This is a genomic window from Variovorax sp. GW822-FHT04E09, assembly GCF_058800845.1.
The window spans coordinates 326,086-339,465 of sequence record NZ_JBXAMR010000002.1; the positions used below are offsets into that span (position 1 = coordinate 326,086).

A 13,380-nucleotide genomic window follows, 5' to 3' on the forward strand; every position below is an offset into this window, starting at 1 on the left:
GGCCTTCAGGCCCGGCGCTTGAACAGTGCGGACGCGCCGCTGGCCCGCGCCACGTCGTCCGCCGCGGCCAGCAGCTGCGGGCCCAGCGCGAGCATGCGTTCTTCCGTGAGCCGCACCAGCGGCCCCGCGATGGTGATGACGCCGATCACGCCGCCGTGCGCACCGCGCACCGGCGCGGCCATGGCAGTCATCGCGGGGGCGAACACCTCGTTGATCATCGAGAAGCCGCGCTTGCGCGTGGCGCGCAGGAACACGAGCAGCGCCTTCACGGTGGTCGGTGCTTTCGGGCCGAAGTCTTCCGGCTGGCCGAAGCCCTGCTTCGCGACGAGCTGCAGCGCCTGCTCGTCCGTCATGGTCGACAGCCACGCGTGGCCTGCGGAGCTGCATGAGAGGTTCACCGACAGGCCCATGTCCGGGTCGTAGCGCAGCCCGCGCGTGGCGCCTTGCGCCTTCGCGACGAAGGTGAGCTCGTCGCCGTCGACCACCGCCAGCCGCACCAGCTCGCCCGACGCGACCGCGAGTCGGTCGAGCAGCGGCTGTGCCACGTCGACGATGCCGCTGTTGCTCAAGAAGCTCAGGCCCAGCGACACCAGCTTGATGGTCAGCATGTAGTCGCCATGGCTCTGGTCCTGCCGCACATAGCCGTAGCGCACCAGTTCGCTCAGCAGGCGGTGGGTGGCGCTCAACGGCATTTCCAGCTCGGCAGAAAGCGCGGAAAGCGCACGGCCCTCGGGGTGGCCGGAGAGGTGTTCGAGCACCTTGAAGCTGCGTTCGAGTATGGCTGTCATGAGACGACTCTAGCATTTTGCCAAGTGTTTTCACTAGTAGAAAGATTTTCCACTAAATCGATAAGATCGCGCCGCCAGGAGTCGGAGCGCGTGTGACGCGCCCCGGCATGGACCGCTCACATCGCACGCTGGAGAACAACTTTGAGAACGCTTTACCGCTCGCTGGCCACCGCCGGCCTTGCCCTCGCCCTGGTCGTTCCTGCTGTTGCGCAAGCGCAGCAGGAGCGCGTGATCCGCTTCGGCCACCTGAACAACGCCGACCACCCCGTGAGCTTCGGCGTCAAGCGCTTTGCCGAACTCCTGTCGGCCAAGAGCGGCGGCAAGATGAAGGTCCAGGAGTTCCCCGCCTCCCAGCTGGGCAACGAGATGCAGCAGCAGTCGGCCCTGCAAGGCGGTGTGCAGCAGATGTCGGCACCGGCCACCACGTCGCTGGCGGGCATCGTCAAGGAGTTCGGCCTCGTCGACTTCCCGTTCTCGGTGAACAACTTCGCGCAGGCCGATGCGCTGCTCGACGGCCCGTTGGGCCAGGCCCTGATCGCCAAGCTCCCCGAGAAGGGCCTCGTCGCCCTGGGCTACTGGGACCTGGGCTTTCGCAACGTGACGAACAGCAAGCGCCCCATCGCCAAGCCTGAAGACCTCGAAGGCTTGAAGATCCGCGTGATCCCCAACCCCGTGTTCCTCGAAACCTTCAAGGCCTTCAAGGCCAACCCGGTGCCGATGCCCTTTGCCGAGCTGTACGGCGCCCTCGAGGCCAAGGCAGTCGATGGCCAGGAGAACCCCTATGCGGTGATCCTGTCGAACAAGTTCTACGAAGTGCAGAAGTTCGTCAGCGCCACCAACCACGTGTACGCCGCCAACATCGTGCTGGTGAGCAAGAAGTTCTGGGACTCGCTCACGCCGGCCGAGCAGAAGATGATGAACGACGCGGCCAACGAGGCACGCGGCTACCAGCGCCAGGTCAGCCGCGCCGCCGCGCAGAAGGCCGTGGGCGACCTGCAGGCCAAGGGCGCGCAGTTCAACGAACTCTCACCAGCTGAACAAAAGCGCATGCGCGACATCGCCAAGCCTGTCGTCGACAAGTTCGCCGCCCAGTACGACCCCGCCATCGTCAAGCTCTACAACGACGAGCTCGTGCGCATCCGCAAGTAGCGCGCCCTCACGGCTGGCGACGAATTCTTTCTTCGTTCCCGCCGGCAATTTCCGTCACTCCCACGTCTGCGCCTGCCGCCAACCGCGGCGCAGCGACACGTGCTGGGCGCGTGCGCCCGTCCGATTCCGCCATTGACCACCAAGAGGAGACTTCGTTGAAACATTCCAGATCCTTTCCCTTCGGACTTGCATCGGCCGCCGCGCTCGCGCTGGCATTGACTGCCTGCGGTGGAGGCGACGGCGGCGGCGGCGCGGCCTTGCCGTTCCTGCCCGTGGCGCCTGCGCCCGCTGCATCGGCACCGCCGCCCGCGCCGACCGACGAAGTGCCGGCAACGCCCACCGACCCAGTGGCCGAGGTCGACGACAGCTTCGACGAGTACTACAACGTCTGCCGCGGCACCAACCCCAAGTGCTACAACGACTGGGGCGCGTTCGCCAGCACGCCCGACCGCGTGCTGATCTACTCGCGCACCGCCGGCCCGCGCCATGCCGTGCTCGGCACGCCGATGGCGGCCGGCCTGAACCCGACGATGAACACCGACAACGTGATGCAGGCAGGCCTCGTGCGCATGCTGTCGGCCGAGGGCATCACGGTCGACTGGACCGAGGACGTGGCCGTGCTGGGCAGCCGCATCAACAACTACAAGGCGATCATCTTCGCGAGCTCGAACCGCGACACCTTGTGGAACGGCGCCGTGAGCACCAGCCAGGACGCCGCGCGCACCGCGCTGCGCAACTACATGCGCCGCGGCGGCGGCTTCGTCGGCCTGCACAACGCCTTCGGCGCCGAATACAACTGGCCCTACTACGAAGGCCTGCTGGGCAACGCGAACTTCTACAACCACGGACCGAACCGCGCGGGCGATGTCGAGATCGTCTCGGACGACCCTTCGACGAAGGACGTGCCCAAGCGCTTCTCGTTCCAGGACGAGTGGTACAACCTGATGCCCTTCCCGACGAAGGTGAAGTTCCTGGCCAAGGTCGACACCTCGACGCTGAAGCCGCTCACCTCCGCGCCGCATCCCGGTCACGCCGACTTCCATCCGGTCGCCTGGTGCCAGTACTACGACGGCGGTCGCGCATGGCTCACGACCCTCGGGCACAACGCGCACTCGTTCACCGCCGACCTGTCAGGCGTGGGCGCCATCGAGTTCCAGAAGCTCGTCGTGCAAGGCGTGAAGTCGGCGATGGGCCTGACGCCTTTCTGCACCACTGAATAACCACGACCTCCCGGGGCCGGTGCGGCGCCGTGTGCGCGCCACCGGTCGTTTCGAACATCCCTGTTCCAACGTTCACCGAGTAGAGACATCCATGAAGAAAAAATCATTGGTCACGCTGCTGATCTCGTGCGGCGTGCTTGCATCGCCGTTGCTGATCACCGCCTGCGGCGGCTCCAGCGGCGGTGGCGGCACGCCCGTGCTGCCCGTCGTGCCGGCCCCCGCGCCGCCGCCGTCTGCCGGCACGCCGCCGCCCGCATCGCCACCGTCCGCCGCCGCACCCGCGGCCGACCTGTCGGACTGCTGCACCGCCGGCGACAAGGACTTTCCGAAGGTCGGCGGCAACCTGGGCAACCAGAACTATTCGAGCCTGCGCAAGATCAACAAGGGCCTCGTCACGCAACTGGGCGGCGCCTGGGTCAACCAGATCGAAGGCGGCATGACCACCGGCAACAACCAGAGCACCACCGTCGTCGTCGACGGCGTGCTCTACATCGAGTCCGCAGTGGGCAACGTGGTCGCGGTGGACGGCAAGACCGGCGTGACGAAGTGGAAGTGGACCACGCCCTACGGCAGCATCACCCGCCGCGGCGTGGCCGTCGCCAAGGACCTGGGCCTGGTGTTCACCGTGGCCACCGGCAATCGCCTCGTGGCGCTGCGCACCGACACCGGCGCCGTCGAGTGGATCAAGCAGTACCCGACCAGCAGCACCGACCCCGACTACAAGGGCGCGCTGCAGAAGGTCGCGCTGGTCTACCACGACAAGCGCCTGTACCTGGGCACCAACGATGGCAACCGCGGCGCCGCGTTCTCTGCCGACGCACTCACCGGCAAGGTACTGACCACCTTCTGGGGCGTGCCCCGCGCGGGCGAGCTGGGCTACGACACCTGGGGCGGCGCCCCCGACACGGCACGTACCGGCGCCACGCCGTGGATCCATCCCGCGGTCGATCCCGAGCTGGGCCTGGTGTACTGGACCTTCGGCAACGTGCGCGGCGGCTCGTCGCAGGACGGCTCCTCGCGCCCGGGCCAGAACCTGTTCGCCAACTCCATCGTCGCGCTCGACCTGAAGAGCGGCGAATACAAGTGGCACTTCCAGTCGGTGCACCACGACATCTGGGACATGGACAACGTGATGTCGCCCGTGCTCGCCGATGTGAAGATCGACGGCAAGGACCGCAAGGTCGTCATCTACGGCAGCAAGACGGGCATGTACTACATCCTCGATCGCAAGGACGGCAGCGCGCCGCTGGGCATCGACGAAGTGCCCGTGAAGCAGGACGCTCGCCAGGCCAGCTGGCCCACGCAGCCCCTGCCGCGCCAGGGCGCCTGGACCGAGACCTGCATCGTCGACCAGCCGCTGGGCACGGCCATTCCGGGCGACCCGAACCGCGCGGTGCCCAACTACACGAAGGGCTGCCTGTACGACGCGCACTGGGATGTGCCGATCCTGTCCATCCCGGGCCACGGCGGCGGTGCCAACTGGAACCACCAGTCCTTCAGCCAGCGCACGGGCCTGGTCTACACGGGCATGGGCTACGTGTCGGCAGCGCACTCGCTCAGCGAGTCGAGCAACGGCCTGCGTCCGCCGGGCACCTACATGACCGGCGCGGTCGTGGCGGTGGACCCGAGCACCAACCTCGTCAAGTGGAAGAAGCCGCTGCCGTACTCGGTGGCGCACGGCAACGGCATCCTGAGCACGGCCTCCGACCTGCTGTTCATCGGGCAGCCCGACGGCAACCTGCTGGCGCTCGATGCGCAGGACGGCACCGAGCTGTGGCGCTTCCAGACCGGCGCGGCGATCAGCGCGAGCCCGGTCTCCTACGAGATCGACGGCGAGCAGTACATCGCGGTGTTCTCGGGCGGCACCAGCATTCCGTACGGCGACTCGGCCCCGCGCGGCGACCGGCTGTGGGCCTTCAAGGTCGGCGGCGCGGTGACCGCGGCCGCCACGCCGACACCGCCCGTGGTGCGGCGGCCCGTGTCGGGCCAGGCGGTGGAGGGCGCGGCACTGCCGACACCGAACACCGTGTTCCTGGCGCGCGTGCAAACGCCGACGAACGAGCCGGGCGCGACCGAATCGACGGCCGTCAATGCCATGACGCCGACCTTCATGCGCGTGCCGGTCAACACCGCCGTGACCTTCACCAACCCCGCAGCCAACGCCAACACCCACTGCGCCACGCAGTTCTTCGAAGGGCGGTTCAATTTCAGGCTGAACCCGGGCCAGTCGCAGACCCACACCTTTGACACGCCGGGCGAATACTTTTACAACGACTGCCATAGCCCGCGCCCGACGGGAAAGATCGTCGTCTATTGATATGTCCTCAACCCCAACCACTGAAGGAGCAATGCGATGAAATGGTGCAAGCCTGAGTTCGAAGAAATGCGTTTCGGTTTCGAAATCACGATGTACATCTCCGCTCGCTGAGCGCGCAGACCCACGGCACCGGCCTTGCGCCGGTGCCGTGTTTTTTTGTTGGGCCCCCATGAAGATTCTGGTGCTGGGTTCGGGAGCGGGCGGTGGCTTCCCTCAATGGAATTGCAATTGCCGCCTGTGCGCCGGCCAGCGAAGCGGGCAGGTGCGGGCCATGCCCCGCACGCAGAGTTCGATCGCCGTGTCGGCCGATGGCGAACGCTGGATTCTGCTGAATGCCTCCCCCGACCTCGGCGCGCAACTGCGCGCCTCGCCGGCCCTGTGGCCGCGCCACGGACTGCGCCATTCGCCGATCGAGGCGGTGGTGCTGATGGACTCTCAAATCGACCACGTCGCAGGCCTGCTGAGCCTGCGCGAAGGGCAGCGGCTGCAGCTGTACTGCACGCCCGAGGCCCATGACGACCTCACCGGCAGCCTGCCGCTGCTGCGCACGCTCGACAGCTACTGCGGCGTGACCTGGCACCCGTTGTCGCTCGAGCCCGGCGGCGGTGCCTGGCACGACATCGCCGAGCTGCGGCTGCAGGCCGTGCCGGTGCCCGGCAAGGCGCCGCCGTATTCGCCGCGCCGCCAGACCGAGGCGCGCAGCGAGAACGCCGCGGTGCTCATCGAAGACCCCACCACCGGCAAGCGCGTGCTCTACGCGCCGGGCCTGGCGCAGGTCGGCGAGGCCGAGCGCCGCAGCCTCGACGCCTGCGACTGCGTGCTCGTCGACGGCACCTTCTGGACCGAGGACGAAATGGTCGCGGCCGGGCTCGGCAAGAAGCACGCGGCCGACATGGGCCACCTGCCGCAGTGCGACGGGCCGCACGGCCCCGGCATGCTGAAAGCACTCGACGCCTGCGCTGCAAAACGCAAGGTGCTCATCCACATCAACAACAGCAACCCCATCCTGGACGAAGACGGACCACAGCGTGCGCAGCTCGTGCGCCGCGGCATCGAGGTCGCGTTCGACGGCATGGCCCTGGAGATCTGAACACGTGACACAAGAGACACAAGGCCCATGGTCCCTGCAGGCGTTCGAAGCGAGGTTGCGCGCCATGGAGTCGCGCTACCACAGCCACCACCCGTTCAATCGCCGGCTCAACGCGGGCGAGCTGCAGCCCTTCCAGGTGCGCGGCTGGGTGGCGAACCGCTTCTACTACCAGTGCCGCATCCCGGTGAAGGACGCCGCCGTTCTGTCCAACTGCGACGACCGCGCCACGCGCCGGCGCTGGGTGGTGCGCATGCTCGACCACGACGGGCATGGCGACCATGAAGGCGCCAACGCGGGCGGCATCGAGATCTGGACCCGCCTGGGCATCGCCACCGGCCTGGCGCGCGAGGTGCTCGAGTCGCACGCGCTCGTCGTGCCCGGCGTGCGCTTCGCGGTCGATGCCTACGTGAACTTCGCGCGCACGGCGCCGTGGCAGGAGGCGGTGATTTCGTCGCTCACCGAGATGTTCGCACCGCGCATCCACAAGGACCGGCTCGCGGGATGGCCCACGCACTACCCGTGGATCGACACCTCGGGCCTGGACTACTTTCGCAGCCGCATTCCGCTGGCCGACCGCGACGTCGAGCACGGCCTCGAAGTGGCGATGCAGTGGTGCACCACGCGCGAGCGGCAGCAGCGCGCGCTGCACATCCTGGGCTTCAAGCTCGACATCCTCTGGGCCATGCTCGACGCGATCGAGAAGGCTTATCCCGACGACCTTCCGAAAGACCAGCAACCATGACCGCATGGACCGACGATGCCCAGCCGGCGCTCACCTCGATCTACCGCATGCAGTGGGAAGAGGCACAGCAGTGCCACGTGCTGCTGTTCCCCGAGGGCATGATCAAGCTCAACGGGCCGGCGGCCGAGATCCTCCAGCGCTGCGACGGCAAGACCTCGGTGGCCGCGCTCGTGGCCGACCTGGAGCGCACCTTCGGCGAGAGCGATCTGCATGCCGACGTGCTCGAATTCCTGGAGCAGGCCCATGGACGCCACTGGATCCGCTGAGCCGCAAGCCCGCGCACCCCGCGCGGTCGCCAAGCCGCCGCTGTGGCTGCTGGCCGAGCTGACCTACCGCTGTCCGCTGCACTGCGCCTTCTGCTCCAACCCGGTCGACTACACGCGCTACCGCGAGGAGTTGGACACGGCCGAATGGATTCGCGTGTTCCGCGAGGCACGCGCGATGGGGGCGGTGCAGCTGGGCTTCTCGGGCGGCGAGCCGCTGCTGCGCGACGACCTGCCCGAGCTGGTCGCGGCGGCGCACGAGCTCGGCTTCTATACCAACCTGATCACCTCGGGCGTGGGCCTCACGCCGCAGCGCGCAGAGACGTTGAAGCGGGCAGGGCTGGACCACATCCAGCTGTCGTTCCAGGATTCGAGCCGCGAGCTCAACGACTTCCTCAGCTCCACGAAGACCTTCGACCTCAAGCAGCGCGTGGCCCGCACCATCAAGGACCTCGGCTACCCGATGGTGCTGAACTGCGTGATGCACCGCTACAACCTGCCGCACGTGGGGCGGATCATCGAGATGGCCGAGGCGATGGAGGCCGACTTTCTCGAACTCGCCAACGTGCAGTACTACGGCTGGGCCTGGCGCAACCGCGAGATGCTGATGCCCTCGCGCGAGATGCTGGCCACGGCCGAAGCGGTGGTGGAAACCCATCGCCCGCGCCTGGACGGCCGCATGAAGATCCTCTGGGTGGTGCCCGACTACGCAGAGGGCAAGCCCAAGCCCTGCATGGCGGGGTGGGGCAGCGTGTTCCTCGTGGTGGCGCCCGACGGCGTGGCGCTGCCGTGCCACAGCGCGCGCATGCTGCCCGGGCTCGACTTTCCCAATGTGCGCGAGCACAGCATCCGCAGCATCTGGCAGGAGAGCCCGGCCTTCGGCGCCTACCGTGGCACGGGCTGGATGAGCAGCACCTGCCAGAGCTGCGACGACAAGGAGAAGGACCATGGCGGCTGTCGCTGCCAGGCCTTCCTGCTGACCGGCGACGCGGCGGCCACGGACCCGGTGTGCCCGAAGAGCCCGCGGCATGACGAAGTCGAGGCGATGGTCAAGGCGGCGGGTGATCCGCGCGACCTTGGCACGCCGATCCGTTTCGTTCCGGGCGCGCGGCGTGCGGGCGAACTCGTCTTTCGCACCGACGCGAACGCGTTGGGTTGAGAGCACGCCCCGATGACGATCACCCATCGCCTGCCTCTGGACGGCGGGCATGTGATGCACGTCGAGGAGCACGGCAATCCGGCGGGCCTGCCGGTGGTGGTGCTGCATGGTGGGCCGGGCTCGGGCTGCTCGCCGCTGTTGCGCCGGGACTTCGATCCGGCGCACTACCGCATCGTCTGCCCCGATCAGCGCGGTTCGGGCCTCAGCACACCTGCAGGATCGATCGAACACAACACGCTCGCCGATCTGCTGGCCGACCTGCGTCTGCTGCGCGCGCACCTGCGCATCGATCGATGGCTGGTGGTGGGCGGCTCGTGGGGCGCCACGCTGGCGCTGATGCATGCGCTCGACGCACCGGAGGCCGTCGCGGGCCTGCTGCTGCGCAACGTGTTCCTCGCGCGTCCGGGCGACATCCACGCGCTCTTCGCCGGGGCCCTGCAGCACGACGGCCCCGCATGGCGCGCACTGTGGGACGAGGCCGGGCGCCGGCAATGCCCGGTGACGGTGCCGATCGCCGAAGTCTTCGCGCACGGCACCTGGGCGCGGCAGTGCGAGCTGACGCGCCACTGGTTCGATTGGGAACAGCGTTTCGCCACCGGCGGCGCCGCGTCGCCGATCGACGAGGTGATGCTGCCGCGGCTCGTGGCGCGCTACCGCGTGCAGAGCCACTACCTGCGACACGGCTGCTGGCTCGATGCGCCCACGCTGCTGCAACGCTGCGCCGCATTGCCTGCTGTTCCCACACTGATCGTGCATGGCACGCAGGACGCGCTGTGTCCGCCCGAGGGCGCTCAGGCGCTGGCGCAGATGCTGGGCGCGCCGCTGCAGTGGGCGCAGGGCGCGGGCCACGACCCGACGCATCCGGCCATCGCCGCGGCCATGCAGCAGGCCTTGCGCGACTACGCGGCCGCGCAGGCCTTCGGCTTCAACGCAGCCGCGCCTTGAGCGGATCGCCGATCAGCGTCACCTTGCCGTCCTTGTGGTGGGACCACAGCCGGTCGTTGCCATGGCCATCGTCGGCCACGAAGAGCACCGCGTCGCTCAGCGCGCGAAAGCCCAGCGGCATGGCGTGGCGTTCGCCCGCGGCAAGGTCGGCCACGGCGCGCGTGCCGGCCGGCGTGCCGTCGCTGATCCACGGCTCGACGCCCCGGCCACCGCCGCCGTTCGCCGCGAACCACAGGCGCGCCCCGATGACGGCGAAGCGCGCGGGTGAGCCGTTCTCCGCGCCCGGTGCGATGTCCTTCACGCGCACCGTGCCCGCCGCCGTGCCGTCGCTGCGCCACAGCTCCGCACCCGACACGCCGTCGGTCGCGGCGAAGTAGAGCTTGCCGCCCATCACGGCGATCGCGCTCGACACGGCGCCGCTCGGGCCGGGCCTGATGTCCTTCACCAGCGTCGTGCCCTTCGCGGTGCCGTCGGTCTTCCACAGCTCGATGCCGTGCACGCCGTCGTCGGCCGAGAAGTACAGCGTGCGGCCCAGCACCGCCAGGTGCGTCGGCCGCGAGGGTGCGGCGCCCGGGCGCAGGTCCTTCACCAGCTGCGTGCCGTGTGCGGTGCCGTCGCTCTTCCACAGTTCGGTGCCGTGTTCGCCGTCGTGCGCGGTGAAGTAGAGGTCGTTGCCCACGGCCGTGAGGTTCTGAATGCCCGCGTCCTCGAGGCCCGGGCGGATGTCCTTCACGAGGCGCGTGTGCTCGGGCGTGCCGTCGGTCACCCAGAGCTCGTGGCCGTGCGTGCGCGTGGTCGCGGTGAAGAACAGGCGCGGACCGGCCACGGTGAGCTGGCGGGTGAGGGCGCGCGGCCCGGCATCGATGGCGGACACGCGCGTGGTGCTCTTCGCGTCGCCCGTGGTCTTCCACACCTGGAAGCCGGTCTGGCCGTCGTCGGCCACGAAGTAGAGCGCGTCGCGGAACACGGTCAGCTCGTTGGGCATCGCGCCTTCCTCGCCGGGGCGCAGGTCGATCACCTGTGTCGTGCCGGCGGCGGTGCCGTCGGTGCGCCAGATCTCGAGCCCGCTCGCGCCGTCGGTGGCCGTGGTGTAGACGTGGCCCTTGAACGCGACCTGACCGGCAGGGAACGACCCCCGGAAGCCCGGCCGGATGTCTTTCAACAGGGAGGTGCCGGCATTGCTGCCGTCGGTGACCCACAGCTCCTGGCCCGTCGTGACATGGAAGGCGCTGAAGACCATCTTGCCGCTGCCCAGCGGCGCGAGGCCGGAGGGCGCGATGAAGGCCAGCCGCTGGCGCTGCTCGGGCAGCACTTCGCGTTCGGGGTCTTGTGCAGCGGCGGGCAGGGCGGTGAGCAGGGCGAGCGCGGTGAGGAAAACGGCGCGCATCGGCTCAGCCCCCGAACCACCGCGCCGGCACGATCACCAGCTGCGGAAACGCCACCATCACGAACAGGATCGCGAACTCGGCCAGCATGAACGGCACCACGCCGCGCGTGACGTCGTCCATCGAGATCTTGCCGACGCCGGCCACCACGTTGAGCACCGTGCCCACCGGCGGCGTGACGAGCCCGATCGAGTTGTTGATGATGAACAGCACGCCGAAGTACACGGGGTCGATGCCGGCCGCCTTCACCACGGGCATGAGCACCGGCGTGAGGATGAGGATGGTGGGCGTCATGTCCATCGCCGTGCCCACCACCATCACGAGCACCATGATCGCGATCATGAGCAGCATCTGATTGCCCATGAACGGCTGCAGCATGCCCACGATCTTGGAGGGCAGGTCGGCCACCGTGATGAGCCAGGCGCTCACCATCGCCGCGGCAATCAGGAACATCACGATGGCGCTGGTCTTGGCTGCGCTCACGAAGATGGCGTACAGGTCCTTCCAGGTGATCTCGCGGTACACCACCGTCGACACGAACAGCGCGTACACGGCGGCCACCACCGCGGCTTCGGTGGGCGTGAACACGCCCATGCGCAGGCCCACGAGGATGATCACCGGCAGCATCAGCGCCCACAGTGCGTTGCGGAAGGCGGCGGCGATTTCGGCCGACGACTTGCGCGGCGGCGGCACGATCTTTTCGCGCCGCACCAGCCAGGCCCAGGTGATCCACAGCGCGCCGCCGATCAGCAGGCCCGGCACGATGGCCGCGAGAAACAGCTTGGAGATCGACACGTTGGCCGCCACGCCGAAGATCACCAGGCCGATGCTCGGCGGAATCACGGGGCCGATCACGCCGGTGGCCGCAATGAGGCCGGCCGCGCGCGGCTTGTCGTGGCCCGCGCGCACCATCATCGGCAGCAGCAGCGCGGTGAGCGCGGCGGCGTCGGCCACGGCCGAGCCCGAGAGCGCCGACAGCAGGCAGCCGGCCATGATGGTCACGTAGCCCAGGCCGCCCTTCACATGGCCGACCAGCGCGAGCGCGAAGTCGACGATGCGCTTGGACAGCCCGCCCACGTTCATGATCTCGCCCGCGAGCATGAAGAAGGGCACGGCCAGCAGCGGAAAGCTGTCGGCGCCGCCGATCACGTTCTGCGTGAGGATCTGCGCGTCGAACAGGTCGAGATGCCACATCAGCGCGACGCCGCTGGCCAGCAGCGAGAAGGCGATGGGAATGCCCATCGCCATGGCGAGCAGCAGCGAGCCGACGAAAACAGCGATGGTCATGGCCGTGCCCCCGGTTCCTTGGCGTCTTGCGAACCCAGGATCTGCTGCAGCTGCACCGCTTCTTCCGACTCCTGCACCATCACCAGTTCATGGTCGGCGATGCGCCCCGTGAGCAGGCGCAGCAGGTCGAGCGCCAGGATGAGCCCGGCCAGCACCGAGAACACGATGCCCGCCGCGTAGACGATGGCCATCGAGGCGCCGGTGACGGGCGCCGTCACGTCCCAGTTGATGCGCGCCTGCGCGATGCTGCCCTGCAGCAGCAGCCAGACGATGTAGAGCATGACCACATGGCCGACGGCCAGGCAGATCTTCTTGCCGATGGGGGGCAGCTTCTGCACCACCATGTCGACACCCAGGTGCCCGTGCTCCTTCAGCGCCACCACGGCGCCCAGGAAGGTCATCCAGATGAAGAGCCAGCGCGAGATTTCCTCGGACACGGTGATGCCCGAGTTGAAGCCGTAGCGCAGCACCACGTTGCCGAACACGAGCACGACCATGACCGCGAGCGCGGCCGCGATCAGCGCCTCGATGCCGGTGCAGCACCGGTCGAGCCAGCGGGTCATGCGGAGGCCTGTGCTTGCGCTTGCGCCTGGCGCTGCATGTCGACCAGCGCGCGCAGCGCCGCCAGGTACGACAGCGGGCCCAGGCCCTGGACCGTGCCCTTCACTGCCGGCGAAATGATCGAATGCGCACGCCATGCTTCGCGCGCGGCGATGTTGGACATGTGGACCTCGATGGTCGGGAACGGCATGGCCTTGATCGCGTCGTGCAGCGGCACGCCGTGCTGCGTGAGGCCGGCGGGGTTCACCAGCGCGCCCTGCGCATCGTCAATGTGGGTGTGCAGGAAGTCGATCAGGTCGCCTTCGTGGTTCGACTGGATGGTGTCCAGCGTCACGCCGAGTTCGACGGCGAGGGCCTGCAGCTGCGCGTTGATTTCGGCGAGCGTGGTCTTGCCGTAGATGTGCGGTTCGCGGCGACCGAACAGGTTGAGGTTGGGGCCGTGGAGAACGAGGATCTTCATGGGGAGCTTCGGTG

Annotated in this window: 14 protein-coding genes; 9 read left to right on the forward strand and 5 right to left on the reverse strand. The window is 68.3% G+C overall.

Features of this window, described 5'->3' with window-relative positions; genetic code table 11:
* Nucleotides 1–5 precede the first annotated feature (5 nt).
* Complete coding sequence (locus AC1RL8_RS08840) at nt 6–788, reverse strand: IclR family transcriptional regulator (RefSeq protein ID WP_062481672.1); 783 nt, start codon at nt 786–788, stop codon at nt 6–8.
* Nucleotides 789–929: 141 nt separating this feature from the next.
* Between AC1RL8_RS08840 and AC1RL8_RS08845 the strand changes: the two genes are divergently transcribed.
* The 9 genes from AC1RL8_RS08845 (at nt 930) to AC1RL8_RS08885 (ending at nt 9,673) form a co-directional block, all read left to right on the forward strand.
* On the forward strand, nt 930–1,937 hold the full coding sequence (locus AC1RL8_RS08845; protein WP_082818330.1) for a TRAP transporter substrate-binding protein: 1,008 nt from the start codon (nt 930–932) through the stop codon (nt 1,935–1,937).
* Between the two features lie 155 nt (nt 1,938–2,092).
* Entirely contained in the window at nt 2,093–3,157 is a 1,065-nt protein-coding gene (locus tag AC1RL8_RS08850) for a ThuA domain-containing protein (RefSeq protein WP_492685067.1), read from the forward strand.
* Nucleotides 3,158–3,248: 91 nt separating this feature from the next.
* Nucleotides 3,249–5,474, forward strand: coding sequence for an outer membrane protein assembly factor BamB family protein (locus AC1RL8_RS08855; protein ID WP_492685068.1), 2,226 nt, complete (start codon nt 3,249–3,251; stop codon nt 5,472–5,474).
* A gap of 36 nt (nt 5,475–5,510) precedes the next feature.
* Nucleotides 5,511–5,585: a pyrroloquinoline quinone precursor peptide PqqA gene (gene pqqA, locus AC1RL8_RS08860; RefSeq protein ID WP_013539171.1), complete on the forward strand. Its 75-nt coding sequence runs from the start codon at nt 5,511–5,513 to the stop codon at nt 5,583–5,585.
* A 58-nt stretch (nt 5,586–5,643) separates the two neighbouring features.
* Nucleotides 5,644–6,564: a pyrroloquinoline quinone biosynthesis protein PqqB gene (gene pqqB, locus AC1RL8_RS08865; protein WP_492685069.1), complete on the forward strand. Its 921-nt coding sequence runs from the start codon at nt 5,644–5,646 to the stop codon at nt 6,562–6,564.
* Between the two features lie 4 nt (nt 6,565–6,568).
* On the forward strand, nt 6,569–7,306 hold the full coding sequence (gene pqqC, locus AC1RL8_RS08870; RefSeq protein WP_492685070.1) for a pyrroloquinoline-quinone synthase PqqC: 738 nt from the start codon (nt 6,569–6,571) through the stop codon (nt 7,304–7,306).
* Nucleotides 7,303–7,572, forward strand: coding sequence for a pyrroloquinoline quinone biosynthesis peptide chaperone PqqD (gene pqqD, locus AC1RL8_RS08875; RefSeq protein ID WP_070059765.1), 270 nt, complete (start codon nt 7,303–7,305; stop codon nt 7,570–7,572). The genes pqqC and pqqD overlap by 4 nt, the downstream gene beginning before the upstream one ends.
* Nucleotides 7,550–8,728 carry a pyrroloquinoline quinone biosynthesis protein PqqE gene (gene pqqE / locus AC1RL8_RS08880; RefSeq protein ID WP_492685071.1) on the forward strand — a complete coding sequence of 393 codons (1,179 nt, stop codon included), beginning with the start codon at nt 7,550–7,552 and terminating at the stop codon, nt 8,726–8,728. The genes pqqD and pqqE overlap by 23 nt, the downstream gene beginning before the upstream one ends.
* A gap of 12 nt (nt 8,729–8,740) precedes the next feature.
* Nucleotides 8,741–9,673, forward strand: a complete 933-nt coding sequence (locus AC1RL8_RS08885) for an alpha/beta fold hydrolase (RefSeq protein WP_492685072.1) — start codon at nt 8,741–8,743, stop codon at nt 9,671–9,673.
* On the opposite strand, the gene AC1RL8_RS08890 is transcribed toward AC1RL8_RS08885, so the two are convergent.
* Genes AC1RL8_RS08890 through AC1RL8_RS08905 form a run of 4 tightly spaced genes read right to left on the reverse strand, consistent with a single transcriptional unit; the run spans nt 9,654 to nt 13,366 of the window.
* A complete protein-coding gene (locus AC1RL8_RS08890; protein ID WP_492685073.1) occupies nt 9,654–11,060 on the reverse strand; it encodes an ELWxxDGT repeat protein in 1,407 nt (468 codons plus the stop codon). The genes AC1RL8_RS08885 and AC1RL8_RS08890 overlap by 20 nt on opposite strands.
* A gap of 4 nt (nt 11,061–11,064) precedes the next feature.
* The gene (locus tag AC1RL8_RS08895; RefSeq protein ID WP_062476564.1) at nt 11,065–12,345 is read right to left on the reverse strand and encodes a TRAP transporter large permease; all 1,281 of its coding nucleotides are present in this window, start codon (nt 12,343–12,345) and stop codon (nt 11,065–11,067) included.
* Entirely contained in the window at nt 12,342–12,908 is a 567-nt protein-coding gene (locus AC1RL8_RS08900; protein WP_095951047.1) for a TRAP transporter small permease, read from the reverse strand. Before AC1RL8_RS08900 ends, AC1RL8_RS08895 begins: the two co-directional genes overlap by 4 nt.
* Entirely contained in the window at nt 12,905–13,366 is a 462-nt protein-coding gene (locus AC1RL8_RS08905) for a type II 3-dehydroquinate dehydratase (RefSeq protein ID WP_070059760.1), read from the reverse strand. Before AC1RL8_RS08905 ends, AC1RL8_RS08900 begins: the two co-directional genes overlap by 4 nt.
* Nucleotides 13,367–13,380: the final 14 nt, after the last annotated feature.

Bases quoted from the DNA above. Each gene is read 5' to 3' on its own strand.
- AC1RL8_RS08840 (WP_062481672.1), bottom strand. From the start codon at position 788: ATGACAGCCATACTCGAACGCAGCTTCAAGGTGCTCGAACACCTCTCC.
- AC1RL8_RS08855 (WP_492685068.1), top strand. From the start codon at position 3,249: ATGAAGAAAAAATCATTGGTCACGCTGCTGATCTCGTGCGGCGTGCTT.
- pqqB (WP_492685069.1), top strand. From the start codon at position 5,644: ATGAAGATTCTGGTGCTGGGTTCGGGAGCGGGCGGTGGCTTCCCTCAA.
- pqqD (WP_070059765.1), top strand. From the start codon at position 7,303: ATGACCGCATGGACCGACGATGCCCAGCCGGCGCTCACCTCGATCTAC.
- pqqE (WP_492685071.1), top strand. From the start codon at position 7,550: ATGGACGCCACTGGATCCGCTGAGCCGCAAGCCCGCGCACCCCGCGCG.
- AC1RL8_RS08885 (WP_492685072.1), top strand. From the start codon at position 8,741: ATGACGATCACCCATCGCCTGCCTCTGGACGGCGGGCATGTGATGCAC.
- AC1RL8_RS08890 (WP_492685073.1), bottom strand. From the start codon at position 11,060: ATGCGCGCCGTTTTCCTCACCGCGCTCGCCCTGCTCACCGCCCTGCCC.
- AC1RL8_RS08895 (WP_062476564.1), bottom strand. From the start codon at position 12,345: ATGACCATCGCTGTTTTCGTCGGCTCGCTGCTGCTCGCCATGGCGATG.
- AC1RL8_RS08900 (WP_095951047.1), bottom strand. From the start codon at position 12,908: ATGACCCGCTGGCTCGACCGGTGCTGCACCGGCATCGAGGCGCTGATC.
- AC1RL8_RS08905 (WP_070059760.1), bottom strand. From the start codon at position 13,366: ATGAAGATCCTCGTTCTCCACGGCCCCAACCTCAACCTGTTCGGTCGC.